Origin of the sequence: Providencia sp. M-27 (genome assembly GCF_011077905.1) — a bacterium.
GTDB classification, from domain to species: domain Bacteria; phylum Pseudomonadota; class Gammaproteobacteria; order Enterobacterales; family Enterobacteriaceae; genus Providencia; species Providencia huaxiensis.
Genome location: NZ_JAALBT010000019.1, coordinates 25,764 through 47,675, shown reverse-complemented (window position 1 = coordinate 47,675; position 21,912 = coordinate 25,764). Strand labels below are relative to the sequence as shown.

13 protein-coding genes are annotated in these 21,912 nt (G+C 39.0%); 8 read left to right on the top strand and 5 right to left on the bottom strand.

From position 1 onward, the window contains the following. Nucleotides 1–3 precede the first annotated feature (3 nt). The 5 genes from G6Q48_RS19100 to G6Q48_RS22305 all read left to right on the top strand — a co-directional run bounded on the left by G6Q48_RS19100 (nt 4) and on the right by G6Q48_RS22305 (nt 8,676). The gene (locus tag G6Q48_RS19100; protein WP_102138492.1) at nt 4–552 is read left to right on the top strand and encodes a YcbK family protein; all 549 of its coding nucleotides are present in this window, start codon (nt 4–6) and stop codon (nt 550–552) included. Nucleotides 553–591: 39 nt separating this feature from the next. Further along, on the top strand, nt 592–1,239 hold the full coding sequence (locus G6Q48_RS19095; RefSeq protein ID WP_102138493.1) for an MBL fold metallo-hydrolase: 648 nt from the start codon (nt 592–594) through the stop codon (nt 1,237–1,239). 229 nt (nt 1,240–1,468) lie between these two features. Continuing rightward, the gene (locus tag G6Q48_RS19090; protein ID WP_242685844.1) at nt 1,469–6,676 is read left to right on the top strand and encodes an anthrax toxin-like adenylyl cyclase domain-containing protein; all 5,208 of its coding nucleotides are present in this window, start codon (nt 1,469–1,471) and stop codon (nt 6,674–6,676) included. Beyond that, the gene (locus tag G6Q48_RS22945; protein WP_242685843.1) at nt 6,645–6,875 is read left to right on the top strand and encodes a hypothetical protein; all 231 of its coding nucleotides are present in this window, start codon (nt 6,645–6,647) and stop codon (nt 6,873–6,875) included. The genes G6Q48_RS19090 and G6Q48_RS22945 overlap by 32 nt, the downstream gene beginning before the upstream one ends. Nucleotides 6,876–7,179: 304 nt before the next feature. Beyond that, complete coding sequence (locus G6Q48_RS22305) at nt 7,180–8,676, top strand: calcium-binding protein (RefSeq protein ID WP_242685842.1); 1,497 nt, start codon at nt 7,180–7,182, stop codon at nt 8,674–8,676. 102 nt (nt 8,677–8,778) lie between these two features. Here the strand turns inward: G6Q48_RS22305 and G6Q48_RS19085 are convergent, their stop codons facing one another. The 4 genes from G6Q48_RS19085 to pncB all read right to left on the bottom strand — a co-directional run bounded on the left by G6Q48_RS19085 (nt 8,779) and on the right by pncB (nt 15,270). Beyond that, entirely contained in the window at nt 8,779–9,969 is a 1,191-nt protein-coding gene (locus G6Q48_RS19085) for an amino acid aminotransferase (protein WP_102138495.1), read from the bottom strand. A 407-nt stretch (nt 9,970–10,376) separates the two neighbouring features. After that, nucleotides 10,377–11,492, bottom strand: coding sequence for a porin (locus G6Q48_RS19080; protein WP_272524429.1), 1,116 nt, complete (start codon nt 11,490–11,492; stop codon nt 10,377–10,379). Nucleotides 11,493–12,164: 672 nt separating this feature from the next. After that, nucleotides 12,165–13,565: an asparagine--tRNA ligase gene (gene asnS / locus G6Q48_RS19075; protein WP_166268061.1), complete on the bottom strand. Its 1,401-nt coding sequence runs from the start codon at nt 13,563–13,565 to the stop codon at nt 12,165–12,167. Between the two features lie 490 nt (nt 13,566–14,055). After that, the gene (gene pncB, locus G6Q48_RS19070; protein ID WP_102138499.1) at nt 14,056–15,270 is read right to left on the bottom strand and encodes a nicotinate phosphoribosyltransferase; all 1,215 of its coding nucleotides are present in this window, start codon (nt 15,268–15,270) and stop codon (nt 14,056–14,058) included. Nucleotides 15,271–15,840: 570 nt separating this feature from the next. On the opposite strand from pncB, the gene pepN reads away from it, so the two are divergent. The 3 genes from pepN to G6Q48_RS19055 all read left to right on the top strand — a co-directional run bounded on the left by pepN (nt 15,841) and on the right by G6Q48_RS19055 (nt 20,606). Further along, a complete protein-coding gene (pepN, locus tag G6Q48_RS19065) occupies nt 15,841–18,459 on the top strand; it encodes an aminopeptidase N (RefSeq protein ID WP_166268060.1) in 2,619 nt (872 codons plus the stop codon). 325 nt (nt 18,460–18,784) lie between these two features. Beyond that, nucleotides 18,785–19,795 carry a quinone-dependent dihydroorotate dehydrogenase gene (pyrD, locus tag G6Q48_RS19060; RefSeq protein WP_166268066.1) on the top strand — a complete coding sequence of 337 codons (1,011 nt, stop codon included), beginning with the start codon at nt 18,785–18,787 and terminating at the stop codon, nt 19,793–19,795. 265 nt (nt 19,796–20,060) lie between these two features. Continuing rightward, complete coding sequence (locus G6Q48_RS19055) at nt 20,061–20,606, top strand: cell division protein ZapC (protein WP_102138502.1); 546 nt, start codon at nt 20,061–20,063, stop codon at nt 20,604–20,606. A 133-nt stretch (nt 20,607–20,739) separates the two neighbouring features. Here the strand turns inward: G6Q48_RS19055 and G6Q48_RS19050 are convergent, their stop codons facing one another. Further along, entirely contained in the window at nt 20,740–21,855 is a 1,116-nt protein-coding gene (locus G6Q48_RS19050) for a YcbX family protein (RefSeq protein WP_166268059.1), read from the bottom strand. Nucleotides 21,856–21,912: the final 57 nt, after the last annotated feature.

The following is a 21,912-nucleotide window of genomic DNA, read 5'->3' as shown; positions in this document are numbered from 1 at the left end:
CCTATGGATATAATTGATCAATCCCGCAGAAAGTGGTTAGGTATTGGGGCCGCAACAGTTGGCCTTAGTTTATTACCAAGCCATGTATTTGCTGCGATGACGACCCCTCGACCACGTATTTTGCGTTTTCAAAACATTAATACAGGCGAATCGCTAAAAACCGAGTTTTTTGACGGGCGCCGTTATAATAAGTCTGAATTAGCGCGTTTAAATCATTTTTTCCGTGACTACCGTTGCGACAAAGTAAAAACTATTGACCCAAAACTGTTTGACCAAATCTATTTATTACAAATGATGATGGGAACAAACAAACCTGTCCAACTGATCTCTGGTTATCGTTCTTTAGAGACTAACAATAAATTGCGTAGTAAAAGCTCTGGCGTGGCAAAGAAAAGTTACCATACCCGTGGGCAAGCGATGGATTTCCATATCGAAGGGCTACAACTGAGTAATATCCGCAAGGCTGCGCTAAAAATGAAAGCGGGTGGCGTTGGTTATTATCCTCGAAGCAATTTTATACATATTGATACAGGACCTGCAAGAACGTGGTAATCTGTGCATAGGTGACACAGATTACGGAGTAATTGCTCGATGAAATATACTATTATCCCAGTAACACCATTTATGCAAAATTGCCACGTTATTTGGGATGAAAATACGTTAGATGCAGTCGTTGTTGACCCCGGCGGAGAAGCTGAAAAATTAATTTCTGCTATTGAAAACCTTGGGCTGAAGTTAACTAAAATTCTGTTAACGCATGGCCATTCTGATCATATCGGCGCATCAGCTATCCTTTCTAAGCATTTTTCAGTGCCTATTTATGGCCCACAAAAAGAAGACGCCTTTTGGATTGAAAACCTCGCGGAACAAAATGCGATGTTTTATATTGGTGAATGCCCTGACTTTACGCCGGATTACTGGTTAGAAGAAGGGGACAAAGTGACTTGCGGCAATATTACATTTGATGTACTGCATTGTCCTGGTCATACACCCGGCCACATTATTTTTGTGAATCACACCGATAAATTAATTTCAATGGGTGATGTCCTTTTTAAAGGGGGCGTCGGCCGAAGTGATTTTCCACGCGGTAACCATCAAGACTTAATTTCCTCTATAAAAAACAAAGTATTACCTCTAGGTGATGATTTTCAGTTCATTCCAGGACATGGCCCCATGTCAAATTTAGGTTTTGAGCGTAAAACAAACCCTTTCTTGCAAGATGAGTTACCCGTTTGGTAATTATCTAATCTGACTTAACCCCCTTAATTACAGGGGGTTTTTATAACTTACTATTAATCATCTTATAAAAAATAATCACTAACACTATGTCCTAATTGTTCCCAACTTAGTTTGGGAATGCCTGGAATTTTGCTATTTTCTTATCGAACAAATAATTGTTTGTTTTAATAATAAACAAATAATTAATTGAAATAATTAGTGAAATTACAATCTTCAGGGAAATAAGAGCATGGATGATAAGGATGTTAACGCTGCAACTCAAGGTAATGGCAAAACAGGACGAGACTATTCGAGTATCAATTTACAACTTAAACCGTTGGCAGAAACAACCCCGCAAGTCAAAACGGGCATTCCAGTTAGTCATCAACACATTTTTACGAAAATAGCGAGTGAAGAAAATATTATTATTGGTATACGGCCGATAGATGCTAAATCAACGAATTTAATTGAGTCGGGGGAGTACAGTAGTAAGGGATTGGCTATCAAAGGTAAAAGTGCAGATTGGGGGCCTCATAGTGGTTTTATCCCAGTACAACAGGAGTTTGCTAAAAAATCAGGCAGAACTAACAGTGACGAACTTAATCGCCAGCTTCAAGGGCTAATTCAATCCGGTAAGGTAATTAGTGTCCATTTAGAGATTAGCACTCAGCGAATAAATGAATTATGTCAACTTAGTGCTGTCTCACCATTAGAACTCATCAATGATGAGGGTTATTATCGTACTACATCCATTGTTGATGGCATCGAAAAAGTTTTTTTCTTGAAAAAAAATGCGGATAAAACATCAGATAGCTGGAAAGTTTACTATCTGGAAAACGAACAGTTTACTGAGTTCTTTGTTATTGGTGATACTAAAACGGGTAGGCCAATCACGGCAGATTATGATTTATTTAGCATTATATTTCCAATATCAGATTTAGAGCATTATATCAATGTGAGAGAAATGCCATCTTGGGAAAAATGGAAGGCTAGTGTCAATTATGATGAATTATCAGTAAAGGAAAAAAAATTATTTAATAATAAAGCTGAATATGATCGCTATGAGGGACAGGATAACGGCTTTAGTAATAAGAAAATAAAACAGCTCAAGGATAAGATGAATCACCAGCTAGGCCGAAAGAGTGGATTTGAATTAGTCCATCACGGTGCTGATGATGCTAACCCAGCCAGCGTTATGAGTGAAAATTTTCCGATAACTTTTTTCTTACCTGAAAATTTGAAAGGAAAAAATAAACTTAAAGGGACAACTGAATCAATTGAGACTTATTTTCCAATGAATTCTAATGGCTCTATTATTATTGATAATGTAGAACAATTATCTAATTTTCAACAATTGTTAATTAATCAGGGATATCGTGCCCCATTAAATAAAAGATGGAGCGAAGGTGATAATGGGAAATTATTTGAACCAAAAAGGAAAATATCAGATAGTTATTTAAAAGGGTTAGCATTAATTAACCGAAAAAAAAGCATTAATGATAATGCTGAAAGTAAAGAAAGTAATAAAAAATCCAATGATAAATTTATTACAGATATTGATGATGAATTCAAAGATATCCATCTAGATGACAATAAGCGTAAACCTACTCTTGCAGAAGAGCACGGAACAGAAATCAAGAATGCAGATCTCTTTGATAACCATTTGAATAAAAACAAAAAAACAAATGGACTGGAAATAGTTGAAAATTCACATCATTCGATTATTAATACATTAGAAAAAATAGCACTAAAAGAAATTTCTATTCAAAATGTCAATAAGACTGAACATGCCTATTTATTGAAGTATTTTTCAGATGAAAATAGAAACATAGATGTTGAAAAATTAAACATTGCAGTTTCTGATCCGTTAGTAAACCGAAAGCTAAATGCAACGTTAAGTCAAAAATTTGAAGCTAATTCACTATTACTGAAGCCATTTCTAGAATTAGAAATATCAAGTCATTATCAACAACAAGCAGTTGACATTCAGACATTATTGTCCGCGATAAGAGATGACATGTCGATATTAAATCACTTAAGTGAGCGTTCACAGACGTTATTAATGAAGCTATTTCCTGCAGGTAGTGGGGTCGATAAAGGAAAAATTTTAGCGATAGTTGCAGATGATCATAAATTTATTCTATTTAATAATAAATTGATGGAGTTTAGTAAATTATCTCCAACCAATTTTATTGGAGAAAATGCGCCGTTAAAACAATATTCTTTTGCAGAGGCATTTAGTATTTATGAAGATAACCAAGAACAGAGATTGGCTCAATTTAACCAACAATTAATTAATGGTAGTAAAGTTGAATTAGTGGACCATGGGGTTATTCGTTCAGGCCCTCAAAGTCGAGTGATGGATCAAATTTTGGGGGGGATATACGCGGTTGAATTGTATTTGGCGGGGAGTGACTCAGCTCGAAATTTTATAGAACGCAAAGCACAAATAGAGAGAGTCACAGTGAAAAAGGTATCGACATCTTCAGAAAAATCTCTGTTGATGAAGATGGCACAGTACAGCCAAGATATTAATACTGAAATTAATAAAAATGGAATATCAATAGCGGATCAACCGATAAGAAATTTATTTTCAACAGTTAAGGATACCAATAACGTAATAATATTCTTAAAGGGTAAATCGGTCACTTACACGGTAACTCATGTGCAACGTTATGGCGGTTACGAAATTAGCTTGTTTGATCCCCAAGGACTCCAGCTTAGTGTAAAAAATAAGACTTCTTGGCAAGCTCAACAACAATTCAAACAGCGAATTAAGCATTATTTTAATGAAAATGTCGAATTTTCTGATGGTGAATTTAGAGCCGATCTCCAGTTTATTGATTTAGACTCTACGGATTTTAAAAGTGCATTATCTTCTTTACGTAACCAACGACAATCAATTATTGAACAACCTGAATTTACATTACCAAAAAACTGCTGGGTCACTATTAACGGTGAAAAAATTGCGTTTGCCAAATTACAACAATTAGGTGCCACTATTGATGGAAAAACGATTTCCTTAAGTGATATCAATAGCCCTGATCTACATCATAAAATTCGTTTTTCCCCAGATAAGCTAGCGATGTATTTCACATTAATGGAAGGTGGGAAAGAAGATCTCTCTTTTATTAAAGTGTTCCATGAGCAATTAAAATCTGCGGATATCCACCAATTAATTGAGCGCCAAACTAACTTTACTGAGTCGGGTGTATTAAGAAAACAGTTTGAATACTTAGCGAATAACATTGATATTCAGCAAGATGCTATCTCTTCTTCTGTTTTATTTAAGGTTCGTCAAGAAGGTAAGAGGCTTTCTCAACTTCGACGTTTGACAAATCGTTCAGGGCAAATAATGGGGACAGCCGGAGCTATTCAAAGTTTGATTAGCGCGTATGCAATTTTGGATAAATTAGATAACCCCGATATTAGTGATGAGGAAATTAAAGAGTTAGAAAAACAGTTTTATTTACTTGCAGCATCTGCCTTGTTTAATTATGGCGATATGATAGTGCGACCGATGCTATTAAATATTGCCTCCAGTAAGGGAGCAACTTCGTTGGTTCGTGCGAGGATTGCCTCGGGAACAGTCGTGATTTTCAATTTGGTCGGGATGGGAATTGATGTTTACCAAGCCTACGATAGTTTATCTAAATTAGACAGTGTCACAGACCCGAAACAACGCCAAGATCTTATCGTAAACGCATCTTTCTCTATTGCTAGCGCAGTGGTCAATGGGGTTACCATTATTGGTATTTTAGTGGGTTCTTCTGTTATTCCTGTCGCTGGGTTAGTTATTGGAGGTATATTGCTGGTGGGGGGCTGGGTTTATAACGGTGTTCGTGCGGTTGAAAACATCAAAGGAGTTATTGATATTGACTGGGATCGTGAATTAGAGGAGGGGATCCGTGGTGCTTTAGGTTTAGACCCAACCATACGTACTCAGCAAGAAATGAATACACAACATTATATTAATGCTTTCAAAGAGCAAGATTGGAATATGGATCTGGCTTTATTTGAAAATAATATTGCGCAAGCCGGGTTTGATCACCATCTCAGTATTATTGAAAAACCTACCTATGAAAATGAGCTTCGATATTATCTGGTTGATAATAATGATAACTATTTCTATGGCAAGTTGGGGAATTTATATGTAGAGGCAGGAAATACGACTGTGCGGTTTTTACGCAAAGAAGCGCCTTCATTTACTGCTGAAGAAATTGAGTTCATTTTACAAAATGAAATTGTCAGAACAACTGCGTGGTTTAGAAGTTTAGGGCATCTTTATGAAGATATAGGGCTGTCTATTCACCATGATTTTTTTATTAAATCAAAAGAGAAAGAGGTTTTTGATCTTAAAAATACCGGTAGTATAGCTACTCATGAGCGTTATTCTTTAAATTCTACTTATAAAAACTTGTTATTAGATGAATTTAAAGTACGACACCAAATTTTAAATGATGAATTATCAATACCTTTTCAAGGTCAGTTAATAAATTCCAATCCAGAACAAATTAGTTTTTATTCGAAAAAAACCGAATTTGGAGTATTAGGGCAACAGATATTCAGAGAAAACGAACGTATTTTCAGTGAGCATTTAGTGAATAACATTCAACGAACAGCCTTATATATTGAAAATGCCAGTAGTAAAGGGACTAGCTGGAATACGGCTAATGGTAATGACGTTGTAATTGGTAAAAAAACACAGAAAAATGCTTTTCAAGTACTATCAGGTGAGAAGTATTTTGCAGGGGGAGATAAAAACGATCTATTTTTTATTCGAGATAGCTGTTTAGCATCGCTAACCTCTCGAGGGGGAAATAAGCCGACTAAGTACCTAGATGGCCAAGGAGGACAGGATACTGTCATTATTGATAGCCTACCAGATGGCTATCGTGTGTATGCAGATCTCAACAGAAATATATTGCACTATCAGCGACAAGGAAATCATCCCTATACTCCCGTTGCCCATTTACAAAGCATGGAAAACCTGATGGTAAGAGGGAGTAGTAATGATTGTTTACAGGGAAATGATACGGCAAACATATTAGATGGTGGGTTAGGTAACGATAGATTAGAGGGGAAAGGAGGAGATGATAAACTCATTTTAACTCAAGGTATTGCTGTTGGTGGTGAGGGAAATGATAGTTACCATATTCGCCGTTATGAATGGCTTGACCATGCTGACAACTTGTATCTTACAGAGCGCTATTTTGATGGAAAAGAAAAAGCAGTTAAAACGCGAAAACAGCTAAACCCTATTTATACACAAAGTCGCCATAATTTTCAGGCGAAAGTGGTTATAAAAGAAGCTAATTGCCAACAAAGTCGAGTCTCTTTAGAGTATTTTTTTAATGAAATAAAGCAAGTTCAGCTAGACGGTAACAACTTGGTTTTAACAGTTAAACAACCCAAAAATAGTATTGATGGCCACATTTTTTCAAAATGTGGAAAGTGAAGTCATTATTGTTCTCGAAAATGTGCAAGATGCGAGATCGAAGGCGCCCCACCATGTATATCGGTTACAAACCCTTGATGGTTGGATGATGACAACGGTAATAGATGAAAAACATCCTAACCAGTATTTCAATTTAAGCTATATACAAGAAGGGGATCAATTAGCATCTAAAGACAGAAAAGTCTGTCAAAATAGATGAGTCAACGGGTACCATAACGATAGATCAATCCCGCCATTATAAAGCGCCTAAATGGGGGCGGTTTATTCCAATAGGTCATGCTGAACACTTAACCTACCGTGGAAATAGCCAAAACAATGTATTACTACTAATAAAATTAGGTAGTTACATTGAAGTTAGCCATGGAATAGATACCTATCAAATTGTACAAAATAAAGATGAGTACGGTGAGGTTGAGTTCGATTTTTCTAAAGTTAATAACAGCTATACGGATAAGGACAGCTTGTGCCTATTATTGCCTACTGTAAATGGTTATTCGCTGAATATGGATGATGGACAGCTATACAGCTTAGATAAATTTGGGCAAAAAAAATTGACTATTAAGTTTACTAATGTGGGCAATAATCTCTCTGATATTGTCTTAATTCAAGATAAGCATAGCAACTTATTTAAAGCCAATTTACAGGAAAATAGCCTATCACCAGTAAACCCAGTTAAAGAAAGTAGTGCGGGTGACGATCAAATTATATTGCCAATGGGCTATCAATCCGAAAAGCATATCATTGATGCTCAAAATGGTGATGACACTATTATCAATAAGGGCTCAGAAAGCTATGTCCTGCTGGGAGGAGATGGTGATGATAATATTAAAGCCAGCGGTGGAAATAACCTATTATATGGTGGTGCTGGGGACAACTTTATTAGTGGTGGCTCGGGGGATGATTTACTGTTATCCAGTCGAGGAAACGATACGTTAATGGGTGGTGCAGGTGATGACCACTACTTAATTGATGGTCATCAGCCTGGTGTTGTTTATATTGAAGACCTGATTGGAAATAACCATATTCACTTGGTCAATTTTAAACGCGAACAAATTGAAGGTGGTGATTCAAAATATCAACTTTATGTTTCAGCAGCCGGTAAATTGGTAAAAATAAAGGTATCTCATGATGATGAAGGGAACTTTAACATTCATCACTATGAAAGGCTGGACGAAAAATTTAACTCCTCTACCGCTGACGGGATGACTACTCTCACTAATTATTTATCTGAAAAACTCTATAGAGCAAAACAATCAGGGGAATTCACGACTTGGAAACCGATTGATGAGCTTGCAAGCACATTAAATGGCGTGGTAGTCAATAAGGGTGAAGCTAGACCTTTAAACCTAACATCGAGAGATGATGGTATTGTATTACATCAAGAAAACCCTAGAAATAATTGGCTTATTGATACGTTAGCTGGCAATGATAGCGTTATGGATATGACTCAACATGGGCGAATTATCAAAGGTGAGAGTGGTAACGATAAGTTGATAACCCTTGGTGGTGAAAATGTGCTATATGGTGGGCAAGGTAATGATATTTTATTGGCTCAAGGTATGCATCGAGATGTGCTCATCTCTTTAGATGGAAAAGACCAATTAGGGGCAGCTCAAGGGGACGACCTCTATATTGTCAGTGGTCATGGTAAAGGAGATGTGAAGATCACTGATTTTGATACTGATGAAGTCAATTATGAACAATTGTCAGATAAGGTTGCTGAAACAACATATCGCTCAAAGAGCGGCAGGCAGGTGACGCTATCCCATAACAACCATATTGGGTCAATGAATAGTGTCATGCAGGTGCGTCATCTCAATAGTTACCAGCAATTATCAAAACAACATATAGAGCAAACCGTCGACCGTTTGGTTCAGTTGCTTGTTGAGGAGCGAATTGATTATGAAAGTAATCTCGACCTTAGTATAAATAACAGTAATCATAGAAAGAATTGGGGGGCGGTACACATAACTGAGCGCTTCCTTAGCCACCTTAAATAGTTGTTGATAAAAATAGCCAGTCAGTAATGCTACTGACTGGCATGATATTAAAGATGCTGTTTTATTCTTTTCAAAAGGTTAAGTATCAACAAATTTGAATGATTACAGCACTTTAACGATAGCATCACACAGAGGAACCATGTTCTCTAAGGTTAAGCCTGCCACGTTAATACGGCCAGAGCTAACAGCATAGATACCAAATTCGCTACGTAGACGCTCTACCTGCTCTTTTGTTAAGCCACTGAAGGAGAACATCCCATTTTGGTTGATAATGAAGCTGAAGTCCTGTTTAGCGCCTTTTTCTTCCAATGTTTTCACTAACAGTTGGCGCATGCGTTTAATACGCTCACGCATTGCGGTTAATTCTTGGATCCATTCCGCTTTTAACACTTCATCAGAAAGGATAGTTGTCACCACTGCCGCACCGTGTGCTGGTGGGTTTGAGTAGTTGGCACGAATAACCGCTTTAGCTTGGCTAAATGCACGCTCTGCGTTATCACTGTCTTTGGCAATGATGGTACAAGCACCAACACGCTCATTGTATAAACCGAAGTTTTTAGAGAACGAGCTCGCAACAATCATTTCAGGGTTATTTTTGGTGAAAATGCGCAGGCCTTCGGCATCTTCATCTAAGCCTTTTGCGAAACCTTGGTAGGCAAAGTCAAAAACAGCTAATAAACCTTTTTCTGCACATAATGCAGCTAGTTTTGTCCATTGCTCAGCCGTTGGGTCAATACCCGTTGGGTTATGGCAGCAGCCGTGTAGAACAATCACATCACCGGCCACAGCAGATGACAGGCTGTTAAGCATACCGTCGAAATCCATACCATGTTTGGCAGCGTCATAGTAGTTGTAAGTTAAAACTTCTAAACCAGCCGCTTCAAAGATATTTTTGTGGTTAGGCCAAGTTGGGTTGCTGATCCAAACACGCTTTGCATTGGTTTGTTTAGCGATAAAATCTGCAGCGATACGCAGTGCACCAGTACCACCCGGTGCTTGTGCTGTACGTGCACGTTTTGAGGTGACAATTTCATGTTGTGCACCGAATAACAGTTCTTGTGTTACACGGCCAAATTCTGGCATTCCGCTAATCGCAAGATAGTTTTTGGTGTTTTCGTTATCCAGCAGGAATTTTTCTGCTTTTTTAACGGTATCAAGCACAGGGGTTTTCCCTGATTCGTCCTTATAGACGCCAATACCTAAGTTGATTTTATTATCGCGGGGATCAGCACGGAAACTATCAGCAAGACCTAAGATTGGGTCAGCAGGGGCAGAAGTAATTTTTTCAAACATGTTGTCGATTCCAAAGCTCTGTAGTGGTACCCAAGACAATTTACAGTGTATGAAGGCGTAAGTGAGAATGCGTTTGGCTATCCTTGCTTGTAAACAGCCCATACAACTGAAATTGATGGATATAGCTGAAAACGGGTTTAGTCGAACGAGTCGAGTTCTCAGGTTAACGTGATAAAGGCTTTTTGCCAACCGTTTTACCAAAAATTGGCGAGATCTTGTGAGCTAGGTAGAAATTGCATGTAATCTAACCATAAATATCTATAAAGGTGGTGAATCAGTCTGTCTTACCGATAATTTAGGTGTTTTTTAGGGGGGAAGTTTGAGAGAGGGGGAAAATAAAAAAGCAGCGCCGAAGCGCTGCTTACAAAAACATGTTACTGTTTTCTAACTTATCAGTTAACTGATAATTAGAATTGGTAAACTAAACCTAAACCAACAACGTTGTCAGTCATCAGACCGTGGTCTTTGCTGAAGTCGTTGTCTTTTAACAGGTTGATTTTATAATCAACAACTGCAGACATGTTTTTGTTGAAGTAGTAGTAAGAACCTAAAGAGATGTATTTAACGATATCACCGTTACCGCCAGCGATGTTTTTACCTTTAGATTGGTTATAACCGATAGATGGTTTTAAACCGAAATCGAACAGGTATTGCGCAACTAACTCAACGTTTTCAGTTTTGTTAGCAATTTCGTTATCACTACCAAAGTAAGTTGTGTTCAGTGTTTGGCCATACATAGCAGCTAAGTAAACGTTGTTAGCGTCGAACTTACCACCAACGTTCCATGCTTGAGCACGTTTACCAGTAGCGTCAGATTCTTTCTGAGCTGTAGTACGAGCAGAGTTAGAATAACCACCACCCAGTGTTACGCCCCAACCTAAGTCATATGCTGCAGATAAACCGTATCCGTCACCATTGTCTTTATGAGCGTTTTTCCAGCCAGTAGCTGGTGCTGGATTTGCAGCAGATACACCTGATTTATTAGATTCAGTGTTTTTGCCTTGGTATTGCAGAGCAAAGCTCAGGCCATCAACATAACCAAACGCGTTGTTGTTACGGTAAGTTAACAGGTTACGGTTACGGCTAGTCATGAATACATCAGACTGAGCCATAGTGTCGCCGCCCCATAAAGGCATAACGTCAGTCCATGCGTTCGTGTCATAGATAACACCGTAGTTACGGCCGTAATCGATTGAACCGAAATCAGCAAATTTTAAACCAGCGTAAGCTAAACGGTTTTTGTTGTCGTTGTTGTTTTCAGTTTTGTTAGTTTTAGTTTCCCACTCGAAACGACCAAAACCAGTTAACTGATCAGTGATTTGAGTATCACCTTTAACACCTAAACGAACACGTGAATCGTCGCCATCTTCACCGCTTTCAGCGTTAGCAAAATAGTGACGAACGTCAACTTTACCGTAAACGTCTAATTTGTTGCCGTCTTTGTTGTATACTTCAGCTGCGTTTGCTGCACCAGCAGCTAACAGAGCTGGGATAACCATTGCAAGAATATTGCGTTTCATCATTATTATTACCCTCATTGGTGTTATTCGGACACCTGCCACTGCCAAAAATAATTCGCAAAAAATAATTGGAACTATTTGTGAGAGATTAGTGTCGTCTATGTCGGCGACCAGTGTTCCATTGCTAAATAAAATTATCTACCCTCAAAGTGCTACAAAATCAAAGTTTCTGAAACAAATGGTAACAATGTGTTTCAAAATGTAAAAAATAGAGCAATAAACAACCACTCATCGTACCAGTTTAAAAAATATTACAAAAATTAGGGAACTTTTTCAAAAGACAAATTGAGTTTTTTTTGAGCAGTTTAGCGAATGTAAAGCGGTTATCTACCACTCGCAAAAAGAGAATTGTGACATAAAAAAGCAGATTATTCTTAGTGGTAGCAGATTGGTGCCATTTTGGGGTGAATTATAAGGTGATAACGTAAAAATTGTGATCGGGTTATCATGCTGCTGCAATTTTATGTAATGGACTGAAATAGTCCGCAGTTAAAAATATATTAGAGTGAAAAGATAACGGGCCAATACAAGATTGGCCCGATACTCGTCATACTTCAAGCCGCATGGGTGTTGACTGTGTTCAGCTTGCCGAATCACATACTTGTGTATGCTTATCGGCTATCTTCACTTGTCGCCTACATGCCACTCGAATTATTTAGAGTGTAAAGAATGCACTTAGAATGCCGCATTACGTGGGGTACGCGGGAATGGAATGACTTCACGTACGTTACCCACTCCAGTGACATAAGCCACTAAACGCTCAAAACCAAGGCCGAAACCTGAGTGAGGAACGGTGCCATAACGACGCAGATCACGGTACCACCAGTAATCTTCTTTATTCATACCCATTTCTTCAAGGCGTGCATCTAGCATATCAAGACGTTCTTCACGCTGTGAGCCACCGATGATTTCACCAATACCCGGTGCTAATACGTCCATCGCGGCAACCGTTTTACCATCTTCATTGAGACGCATATAGAAAGCTTTGATGTCTTTCGGGTAGTTTTTCACAACAACAGGTGCTTTAAAGTGTTGTTCTGCTAAGTAGCGCTCATGTTCAGACGACATATCGACGCCCCAATAAACTGGGTTTTCGAATTTTTGACCACAAGTTTCAAGGATTTTAATGGCGTCTGTGTAATCAACTTGTGCAAAGTCTGAATTCACAAAGCTTTCTAAGCGGTTGATAACGTCTTTATCAACACGCTGAGTAAAGAACTCTAAGTCGTCGCGGCGTTCTTCAAGAGCAGCTTTGAATGCGAATTTCAGCATTTTTTCTGCCAGACCTGCGACATCATCTAAGTTTGCAAACGCAACTTCAGGTTCAACCATCCAGAACTCAGCCAAGTGGCGGCTGGTATTTGAGTTTTCAGCACGGAAAGTTGGGCCGAAAGTATAGACTTTGCTAATTGCGGTTGCGTAAGCTTCACCATTCAGTTGGCCTGAAACGGTTAAGAAAGCTTCGCGGCCAAAGAAATCTTCGCTGAAATCTACTTCGCCTTTGTCATTACGTGGCAAGTTGTTGTAGTCCAGTGTGGAGACACAGAACATTTCACCTGCGCCTTCGGTATCGGAAGCGGTAATGATTGGCGTAGAAACCCAGAAGTAGCCTTGTTCATCAAAGAAACGGTGGATTGCTTGCGCTAAAGTGTGGCGCACACGTGCAACAGCACCAATTAAGTTAGTGCGCGGGCGCAAGTGCGCTGCTTCACGTAAAAACTCTACACTGTGGCGTTTTGCTGCCATTGGGTAGGTGTCAGGGTCTTCAACCCAACCAACGACTTTTACAGCAGTGGCTTCAAGTTCAAATGATTGGCCTTGGCCTGGGGATTCTTTTACGGTACCCGTAACTTCAACGGAACAGCCAGTTGTGAGGTGCAGGACTTCGTCATTATAATTAGGTAAATTATTATTAATGATAGCCTGTAACGGATTAAAGCAAGAACCGTCATAAACGGCGAGGAAAGAAAAACCAGCATTTGAATCTCTCCTTGTACGTACCCAGCCTTGAACGGTGACTTCTGTGCCTACCGCCACTCGGCCTTGCAGTACGTCGACTACAGGCGCTACTATCATATAATTCACTCTCTTCATATTTAACGATATCTACTTCGACTATCTCAATCCGTCATACTTCGAGCCGTAGATGCGTTGGCTTCACAAACCGACCCTAGTCACATACTCATGTATGCTCCTAGGGCTCACTTTGTTTGCCGCCTTCCTACAACTCGAATTATTTAGGATGTAATTCAAATTGTTTTAAATCCATTCGACCGCTTATATCTATGAATATTATTCAAAAAATGTCATCGGTTTATGGCGATTAAAATAGTTAAAGTAGGGATATTAACGAAATCCCATTTTTCAGGGGCCAAAGCTCTATGTTACTTGCCATTTATTAGGAAACAAGTAAAAAATCGCGATAAAACATTTCTGTTGAAGCGAAGCGTGGTTATTGAGCTTAAAAGCTATAGTAATAGTAAGTGAATAAAAGAAAAAGAGGGTTTTGAAGCTCTGGGCAAGAAAAGTGCAAATTCTTACCCAGAGCTGGGGAAAAGCGACTTAATTAACTGGCTTTTTCCATTTTAGGCAGGTCAAACGCTTTTCTGAGTTGATTGACGAACTCATCATCTTCACAAATAGTTTTTCCTGGGCTATCAGATAGCTTAGCGACAGGCTTACCATTGCACTCCACTAGCTTAATCACAATATTCAACGGGGTTACATTTGGTATATTGCAGGTTAGACGCGTGCCGATACCAAAAACAAGGTTAACTCGTTGATGAAAATAACGATATAATTCAAGTGCTTTTTGCAAGTCTAAACTGTCTGAGAACACCAGCGTTTTGCTCATAGGGTCAATACCCAATTTTTGATAGTGAGCAATGGCTTTTTCTCCCCATTCGATCGGGTCCCCCGAATCATGACGCAATCCTTGGTAGCGGTTCGCAAAGTTAGCATCAAAATCACGCAAAAAGGCATCCATGGTGATACAGTCAGTTAATGCGACACCCAAGTGATTAGGATATTCATCTAGCCAACTCTGTAATGCCTCGCGTTGGCTATTTGCTAACTCCGGGCTGATTTGCTGGTGGGCTTGGAACCACTCATGGGCTTGTGTGCCAACAGGGGCTAAGTCTAACTCGTGAGCAAGTTTGTAGTTGCTTGTTCCTACAAGATGAGGAAATTCTTGTTTAAGCATCGAAACGATGGCGGATTGCACATCGTAGGAAAAACGGCGGCGTGTCCCGAAGTCCATCAGCTTAAACTTAGACAAATCGAGTTGGTGTTCATCGGCTTGTCGGTAGAACACATTCAGTAGCTTTCTAAGTTGTTGAACGGCATCATCAGCAGTGATATCTGGGTGCCGGTCTTTTTGCACAATTTCACTGACTAAAGCAAGGAGAGGAACTTCCCACATGATGACTTCACGCCAAGGCCCGCTTATGCGGATCGCTAATTGGCCTTGGTCTGTGACACTGACAGCAACTTGTTCTGGGTTAAAGCGAAATGACTTTAACCACATAAGATAGTCTTCTTGGAAGAAAGGTAAACAGCGGAGAAAATTCAGTTCATCATCAGAAAGTGATAACTTAGCCATCAACTGAATTTGTTGCCTGATTTCATTGGCGTAAGCACCTAAGATCTCACTGCTACGACAGCGGAATTCAGCGACAACCGGTACCTGATAGTAACGGTGGAAAACGGCCTGCTGCATATGAAGCTTGTAAGCATCGGTATCAAGCAGTGATGTAATAATTGGTGTAGCGTCTAAATTCATGGCACGCAGACATCCTCGCGGAGCTTATCTTTACCACTAATGCTGTTAATTTTTACTCTTGTTTCCCTTGAAACCTGTTTGATTTTCAAAAGTCACAATGAGATAAAAGCGGCAATAGTTGTTAGCTAAATCGTTAAAGTTGCAAAAGTATACCCACTTTAGCAAAAGATAGAAGTGTTATTCCACCTCTTGCTTTCAAGGAGCACGGCAATCTAAATTCGCGCATTGCTTTTCTGTATAACTATTTTCTGTATTACTATGAAATCAAATAAATACGCTTCATTCGTATTGTGTCTCATAAATTGTGTCCCATAGAAACAGACAAAAGCATTAATCACCAAAAGATACTAACACGCCATAGAATATTTAATAGTGCTATAGCACCAACAAGCAAACGAGTTTTTAACAAAATTAAGTACGGTGAGCCATATAAAATTAACATAACCATAAAAATAGATAACATTTTTTGATGAAAATGTTTCTCAAATCCATTCACATTATTGTGGCTTATAGTATTGTATAAGTAATAAAGCAGTACGATATTGAATATAACGAATTAAAAGGTTACTTATGACCCAGTTAAGACAAGCGAAATATCGTCAGGATTATCAAGCACCTGATTACACAATTACAGAGATTGACCTCGATTTTAATCTTGACCCAGTGAAAACGATTGTTACCGCAGTAAGTAAGGTAAAACGCCTTAATCCACAATCATCAACGCTTGAGCTCAATGGCGAAGATTTATCGTTAGTCAGCATCGAAGTCGATGGTAAAGCGTGGCAAAACTATAAAGAATCTGAAGGTAAATTGATTATTGAATCATTACCTGAATCTTTCACACTACGGATTGTGAATGAAATTAGCCCTGAGAAAAATACCGCCCTAGAAGGGTTATATGTTTCAGGTGAGGCGTTATGCACACAATGTGAAGCGGAAGGTTTCCGCCATATTACCTATTATCAAGACCGACCAGATGTTTTAGCGCGCTATACCACCACAATTACAGCTGATAAATCACGTTATCCTTATTTACTTTCAAATGGCAACCGTATTGCAGAAGGTGAACTGAATGATGGGCGCCATTGGGTGAAGTGGGAAGACCCATTCCCAAAACCAAGTTATTTATTTGCCTTAGTTGCAGGTGATTTTGACGTTTTAAAAGACACCTTTGTCACTCGCAGTGGTCGTGAAGTTGCGTTAGAGCTCTTTGTTGATAAAGGTAATTTAGACCGCGCACCTTGGGCAATGCAGTCCCTGAAAAATGCCATGAAATGGGATGAAGAGCGCTTTGGTTTAGAGTATGACCTTGATATCTATATGATTGTTGCCGTTGATTTTTTCAACATGGGAGCAATGGAAAATAAAGGGTTGAATGTCTTTAACTCTAAATATGTTTTAGCTAAAAGCGAGACAGCGACGGATAAAGACTATCTGAATATCGAATCCGTAATTGGCCACGAGTATTTCCATAATTGGACAGGAAACCGCATTACTTGTCGTGATTGGTTCCAATTGAGCCTTAAAGAAGGGCTAACCGTTTTTCGCGACCAAGAATTTAGTTCAGATTTAGGCTCTCGCTCTGTTAACCGTATCAACAATGTCAAAGTAATGCGTTCGGCTCAGTTTGCTGAGGATGCAAGCCCAATGGCGCACCCAATTCGCCCAGACAAAGTTATTGAAATGAACAACTTTTATACTTTGACGGTATATGAAAAAGGATCGGAAGTCATTCGCATGATCCACACTCTGCTGGGTGAGGAGATGTTCCAAGCAGGTATACAACTTTATGTTCATCGCCATGATGGCAGTGCGGCAACCTGTGACGATTTTGTGCAGGCGATGGAAGATGCGTCAAATGTTGATTTATCATTATTTCGTCGTTGGTATAGCCAATCAGGGACACCAGTTTTAACTGTTCGTGATGAATATGTGCCAGAAAAACAGCAATATACGCTACATGTTAGCCAAATGACGCCACCTACGGCAGATCAAGCTGAAAAGCAACCATTGCATATCCCATTGGATATTGAGCTCTATGATGAACAAGGTGAAATTATCACGCTAAAACGTGAGGGTAGCGTGGTAAATTCGGTGCTAAACATTACGCAAGAAACTCAAACGTTTGTTTTTGATGAGGTGACAAGCCGCCCAGTTCCATCCTTATTGCGTGAGTTTTCAGCCCCTGTAAAATTAGATTACAACTATACAGATGAGCAACTAGCTTTCTTGATGCAGCATGCAAGTAATGAATTTGCTCGTTGGGATGCGGCTCAGCAACTCATTAATAATTATGTAAAAATTAATGTAGCTCATTATCAAAAAGGTGAAACATTAGTTTTACCTGAGCCCGTGGTAGATGCTTTTCGCGGTGTATTATTAAGTGATTCGATTGAGCCTGCATTAGTCGCATTGATCTTAACGTTACCTTCCGAAAATGAGCTGGCAGAATTATTTACGGTTATCGACCCTGTTGCGATCCACGAAGTTGTAAACTTTATTCATCATCATTTAGCGGTAGAAATGCATGATGAACTTCTCTCGGTTTATCGCTCCATTAATATTGATGGCTATCGTGTTGATCACCAAGATATCGCTAAACGCTCATTGCGTAACATTTGCCTGCAATACTTAGCCGCGGGTGATGATAGCGAGCTGGCGAACAAATTAGTGTTGGAACAATACCAATCTGCCGATAACATGACGGATTCATTGGCCGCATTGACCGCAGCTAACGAATCACTGTTACCTTGTAAAGCACAGTTAATGGCAGACTTTGATGAGCGTTGGCACCATGACGGGTTAGTTATGGATAAGTGGTTTACCCTACAAGGGGCGAACCCTGCGAAAGAAGCCCTTGCTAATGTACGTGAATTATTGGGGCACCGCTCATTTAGCATGAGTAACCCTAACCGTGTTCGCTCACTTGTTGGGGCTTTCACAGCGGGGAATCCTGTTAATTTCCATGCGGAAGATAGCAGTGGTTATCAATTCCTGTATGAAATTTTAGTCGATCTGAATACACGCAACCCGCAAGTGGCTTCAAGACTGATTGAACCGTTGATCCGTTTAAAACGTTATGACGAAAAGCGTCAAGCGCAGATGCGCAAAGCGCTTGAGCAATTAAAAGCGCTCGATAACCTTTCTGGTGATCTATTTGAAAAAATTACCAAAGCGTTAGAAAGCTGATTTATATATAGCTAACCAATTATTAGTTTTAATAAGCCGCTAAAATTTAATTTAGCGGCTTATTTGTTTATGGCAAGAATGGAATATTAAATGAGAGATAACTATCATGAAGTGGTTGTTTTCCTCAAAAAACTAGGCAAATGAATTTTTATTGATTTTTTCATGGTAAAAGGGCGGTGAGATAGGGTAATCTATAGCGCGTTTTATCCGACGAAAAAAATCGCATGTATGAATGGCAGCTCGGCAAATCGTATTTGGCGGGGTTTTAGCATGCGACATGATGTCTACTCTATTGAAACGTACTAGTAAAAATAGGTTATTGGATATGCTATATCACCTTGCCCGCAAGGCACTATTCCAGTTCGACCCTGAAAAAGCTCATGAATTGACTTTTCGCCAGCTTCAACGTTTAAACCATTCTCCTTTTCAATGCCTTATTCGCCAATCTGTTGCCACTAAGCCCGTTCAATGCATGGGACTTTCCTTCAAAAACCCACTAGGACTCGCAGCGGGTTTAGATAAAGATGGTGAGTGTATTGATGCATTCGGTGCCATGGGGTTTGGGTTTATCGAAATTGGTACGGTAACTCCTCGTCCTCAGTCTGGTAATGACAAACCGCGGTTATTTCGACTTGTAGAAGCTGAAGGTTTAATTAACCGGATGGGGTTTAATAATAAAGGTGTCGATAACCTTGTCGAGAATGTTAAAAAATCGAATTACGGTGGGATCATCGGTATCAATATTGGTAAAAATAAAGATACGCCTGTCGAACAAGGTAAAGATGACTATTTAATTTGCATGGATAAGGTCTATGCACATGCCGATTATATTGCTATTAATATTTCTTCCCCAAATACACCAGGGTTGCGAACATTACAATATGGCGAAGCACTGGATGATTTATTAAGTAGCATAAAAGCAAAACAACTTGAATTACAATTACAGCACCAAAAATATGTGCCAGTTGCTGTCAAAGTTGCGCCTGATTTATCTGAAGAGGAAATTATCCAAGTTTCAGATAGCCTAGTTAGACATAATATCGATGGCGTTATTGCAACGAATACCACGTTAGACCGCTCTTTGGTTCAAGGGATTAATCATTGTAATGAAGCGGGTGGGTTAAGTGGTCGTCCTGTGCAATTAAAAAGTACGCAAGTTATTAAACTTATTTCACGTGAGTTAAATGGAAAACTGCCAATAATTGGAGTCGGTGGAATTGATTCCCTTACCGCGGCACGTGAAAAAATGGAAGCGGGTGCCTCTTTAATTCAAATTTATTCTGGTTTTATTTACCATGGGCCAAAATTAATTAAAGATATTGTTAATCATATCTAGTAATAAATTGTAAATTTACGTATCAAGGGGGTTTATTTATTCCCCCTTTTAAACTATATTGCTAATAGTGGCTATTTTTATATCAAATTGATACCAATTTGCAGCTAGTTTGCTATTTAGATAACGACATTATCCGACTATTTATAAAGTAATTTATTTAGCAGATAATTTAGCGCATAAAAATACGCTTTAGAGTAAATTTAGAGAAGATCATGATACCGATCCTTTCTATTATATTTACCGGTAAATCGCTAAAGGATCGTTTATGAATATTAAACCTGATGATCATTGGCGTTGGTATTTTGATCATGACCATAATAGGGTGATGTTAGATCTCGCCAACGGCATGATATTTCGTTCATGTTTTCCTGCTAAGATGCTAACGGTTTTTGCTCGTAATGAGATGCCATTTAGTATCGAAGATGCGGGTGAATATTATTTATTTGATGAGCAGGCTAAAAGATTAAATATTACTCATGAAGAAAGAGCTGAATTAGTCTTAAATAGCTTAGTTGCTTTTCGTTTTTTAAAACCACAGATGCCAAAGAGTTGGTATTTTTCTTCATTTCACTATATTCGTGAGCCTAAGCAAGGGCAAATAATTCAAGTGTGTTTAGAAAATACGAACCGTTACTTCACATTTATTATTGCGGAAGCTGGTCCATCTGCGAGTTTATGTTTATTAGCTGAACCAATATTAGAATTACCCGATCGAACTTTACGGTTTTGCGATCCAATTAAGATCATGAACGATCGCATGCTTGAATATTCATCTAAAGTGAAACGTCAACTATACGGTAATGCTATTTAGGTGATCGCCAAAGATCGTGGAAAAAAGAATAACTAAATAAATAGGCTTTTGTTAATTTAATTAATCTCGTTTTGAGTGTTTAACACCATCATAGAATTGAACCCTTGATGGTGTTAAAAAGCAAAACCAACGCTTAATTAAATGCTAATTTAACGGATGTTTTCGGGATACAGCTACAAGCGAGTATATAACCATTTTCTTTAATGGCGCTTTGTTTTAACGGGGTGACTTCCCCCGAAATCAGTTTAATTTTACAGCGGCCACAGATACCAGCACGACATGAATAAGGGATCGTTAGACCATTGGATTCTAATTGCTCAAGGATCACATTTTGGTTATCACCTTCATATTCTGTTTCTTCAAAAATTAAACTGACATTATTGGCTTGAGTTTTTAAACTATTAGCAGCTAGATCACTTTCCCGTTCTTGAACTAAATATTGTTTTGCTGGTTTAGTTTCTAATACCGTCAGGGTATCACCAACACGAATAACCCCCGTATTTTTAATAATTACATTTTGTCCGAAATCGACATCACCAGTTTCATCTGAACGGAAGGTTTGCAGTGTTGCAAGTGGCTCACTGTGAGGATGTTTAATTCCTTTTTCTGGGCTAACGGTCGTTAAAATGCACCGGCTACATGGCCTATCTAATGTAAAGACGACATCACCTATTTGAATGGTTTTCCATGTATCTTCTTCAAAAGGCTTGGCACCTGTAATAATTAAATTGCCACGAAACTGCTCTAATTTAATACTAGCAGGGCAACGGCGCTGTAGTTCTTGGACTGAAGCTTCGTTGATCAGTAAGAAAGGGTAGCCATCAGCAAAAGACATCGGCACATCTTGGTGTTCTTTGACACGGCGAGAAAGCTGTGGGCTCAGCCAGCGTAGTTGTACGGGCTCATCAAAAAAGGTACTTAACCAACTATTTATCGCTTCAGGCGCAATAAGTGCATGAAAATGATTGCCCCAAACTTCAGTAGGGCTCTGCTTATCGTTAAAGTCCTGATACAATACCGTTGCACTTTCGCCATTTGGTGCTCGCAAGTGAAGACCATTATTGAGCATTACCGGTGTAAAAAGTAACATTTGTGGATATTTTCTCGCCGTAATAAATTTACCTTCCAGCGTGGTTACCATAAAATTACGATCAAAAGTCAAACCGCTAATATCAGCGAAGGCGTGGGATAAACGAACTCCTCGCATAGATTTAACTGGGTGTGTGTAAAGGCGCGAAAGCGTTATCATTTTTTAATCCTTATAATTGTGCGTAGCAACTTTATGACAACTGCATAAGATTAGCTA

What these genes read in the sequence shown, in the direction of transcription:
- G6Q48_RS19100 (WP_102138492.1), top strand. Translation starts at nt 4, where the DNA reads ATGGATATAATTGATCAATCCCGCAGAAAGTGGTTAGGTATTGGGGCC.
- G6Q48_RS19095 (WP_102138493.1), top strand. Translation starts at nt 592, where the DNA reads ATGAAATATACTATTATCCCAGTAACACCATTTATGCAAAATTGCCAC.
- G6Q48_RS19090 (WP_242685844.1), top strand. Translation starts at nt 1,469, where the DNA reads ATGGATGATAAGGATGTTAACGCTGCAACTCAAGGTAATGGCAAAACA.
- G6Q48_RS22945 (WP_242685843.1), top strand. Translation starts at nt 6,645, where the DNA reads ATGGCCACATTTTTTCAAAATGTGGAAAGTGAAGTCATTATTGTTCTC.
- G6Q48_RS22305 (WP_242685842.1), top strand. Translation starts at nt 7,180, where the DNA reads ATGGATGATGGACAGCTATACAGCTTAGATAAATTTGGGCAAAAAAAA.
- G6Q48_RS19085 (WP_102138495.1), bottom strand. Translation starts at nt 9,969, where the DNA reads ATGTTTGAAAAAATTACTTCTGCCCCTGCTGACCCAATCTTAGGTCTT.
- G6Q48_RS19080 (WP_272524429.1), bottom strand. Translation starts at nt 11,492, where the DNA reads ATGATGAAACGCAATATTCTTGCAATGGTTATCCCAGCTCTGTTAGCT.
- asnS (WP_166268061.1), bottom strand. Translation starts at nt 13,565, where the DNA reads ATGATAGTAGCGCCTGTAGTCGACGTACTGCAAGGCCGAGTGGCGGTA.
- pncB (WP_102138499.1), bottom strand. Translation starts at nt 15,270, where the DNA reads ATGAATTTAGACGCTACACCAATTATTACATCACTGCTTGATACCGAT.
- pepN (WP_166268060.1), top strand. Translation starts at nt 15,841, where the DNA reads ATGACCCAGTTAAGACAAGCGAAATATCGTCAGGATTATCAAGCACCT.
- pyrD (WP_166268066.1), top strand. Translation starts at nt 18,785, where the DNA reads ATGCTATATCACCTTGCCCGCAAGGCACTATTCCAGTTCGACCCTGAA.
- G6Q48_RS19055 (WP_102138502.1), top strand. Translation starts at nt 20,061, where the DNA reads ATGAATATTAAACCTGATGATCATTGGCGTTGGTATTTTGATCATGAC.
- G6Q48_RS19050 (WP_166268059.1), bottom strand. Translation starts at nt 21,855, where the DNA reads ATGATAACGCTTTCGCGCCTTTACACACACCCAGTTAAATCTATGCGA.